The sequence below is a fragment of the Okeania sp. SIO2C9 genome, assembly GCF_010672455.1.
GTDB lineage: Bacteria > Cyanobacteriota > Cyanobacteriia > Cyanobacteriales > Microcoleaceae > Okeania.
The window spans coordinates 100,721-102,610 of sequence record NZ_JAAHGO010000026.1; the positions used below are offsets into that span (position 1 = coordinate 100,721).

Sequence of the window (1,890 nt, forward strand, 5' to 3'; positions counted from 1 at the left end):
TTAAGCATATCCGAGCAAGTTCTACCTTTTTGTAGCATTCTTTTTTCAAATTGGTATAATTCTATCCACACTTTCTCGCCCCTCATCTCCCCATCCCCCCATCTCCCCATCTCCCCATCTCCCCATCTCCCCATCCCCCCCATCTAATTACACCGATGCTACCGGATTTGATATAATAATAATTATCCCAGTTGCACAAAAACGTCAATTTTCAACAGAGTGAATATCCTTTAATCCTTGATATCACAATAGTTTTGAGATGCTTGTAACCCCTTGAGAAGAGCGTCTTAGTTTTGTGCGATACATGAGATAATAAAATGAAGTAAATAAAATCAGGGCAAACAATCCAGCCGAAACTACGGATGTCGTGAGCGGAATCAACAGTAAAGAAGTCAGCAATTCAATTCCAATTAAACTAATCAAAATCCAAACCACCATTTGGCGTTCCATCAGACTACAAAGAATTGCTCCGGTTGGCGCACCCACTACCACAACCGGAACCGCCGCTAACCAATAATTAGTGACGGGAGTTACAAAATCCCCCAGGATAAAGTTATGAATTAAAAACCCTGTGACGGCATTAATTGCCATCAAAATCACTGAAGTTGGAGTGCTAACTTTCTCACACAAGCCAAACAGTAACACCATTACAGAGTAGGCAAAAACATCCATTCCACTCCCAACTAACCCACTAATAATACCGCCCATTAATCCGACGACTAGAGATAAAATTTTTTCTCGTTTACCCCAGTGTTCAATCGTCAAGTTACGTTCAGTATTAGTTAAATTTAAGTGAATTAAAATGAGGGCAAAACTGCTTACCATCATTGTAAATGAAATTTTAATGACTTCGGGAGGAAGTAAAGGAGCAAGAAAAGCTGTTCCCATAAAAATACCAGGAATTCCCCCTAAACTCACCCAACGAATTAGCTTCCATTCTACTTGAGTTTTCATAGCCACGATCGTAAAAGATGCGGCACTCATTCCAATACTTTGAATGGCTAAAGAAAAGAGTTTTGCATCGGGGGGAGAGACGTGAAGCCACTTTGTTAAAGCTGGAAAAGCAACTGCGCCTCCTCCCATACTTGTCGCTCCTGCAATCATGGAACCAAAGACCATTGTAAAGGCAAATTCCCAATGTTCAATTAGGTTATAAATAGCTCGACTAGGTTCAAGAATAATCAGCCAGCTTGTCCAAACTGTGAGTACACACAATAGACTATAACGAATAGAACGTTGGGATAAAATAAACTGAAATAATGAATACATAAACTTTAAACTATTGAAGATTATTTTTTGATCAGGACTTACGCACAGACTCTACATATAGAGAGGGCGAATACCATTCGCCCCTACAAATGGTGCTTTAAAAGTCAATTTGCGTAAGTCCTGTTTATAAAAAAACGGCGTTGGTGATTTGAGGTATGATATCTGTCCGGATAAGAGCGCGATAGAACTCTGTTCCGCTTACCCGACCAAAAAACTTTCTCCTTATACTCGGGGTTTCAACTTCATTCTTCCCTCCTGACTCGGTCCTCCTGACTCCTAAGTAATTAAGATTAGTATCATACCCTAATTCACCAACGCCAAAAAAACTTATAAAATTAGCTTTTTGATTGTGGCTTTTATCGAACATAATTAATATCTCTTAGGTTGATTATTAGTAAACAAATTGATATAACAGGGATTAAAAATTCTCATATTTTATTACTGATTAAAAAAACAGTCAAAAAAAACAACTCGTGAGTTGAGTTTTATCAGTTTTGACATCCTCCCCGGCCTAAAGGCACGGGGATTCCTACCGAGCCGTAGCCCCTCGGCGGGTTGACGTCTCATCGGCTGCTGCTGCCTTGACGGTAGTCTTACGCTTGCCTCCACGTCCGTTTTTTG

At 39.9% G+C, this 1,890-nt stretch carries 2 protein-coding genes; both read right to left on the minus strand.

What is annotated here, in order from left to right; all coding sequences use genetic code 11:
- Positions 1–82 precede the first annotated feature (82 nt).
- Positions 83–208, minus strand: a complete 126-nt coding sequence (locus tag F6K23_RS20690) for a hypothetical protein (RefSeq protein ID WP_293159304.1) — start codon at positions 206–208, stop codon at positions 83–85.
- Positions 209–243: 35 nt separating this feature from the next.
- Positions 244–1,269 carry a sulfite exporter TauE/SafE family protein gene (locus F6K23_RS20695; RefSeq protein WP_293159306.1) on the minus strand — a complete coding sequence of 342 codons (1,026 nt, stop codon included), beginning with the start codon at positions 1,267–1,269 and terminating at the stop codon, positions 244–246.
- Between the last annotated feature and the right edge of the window lie 621 nt (positions 1,270–1,890).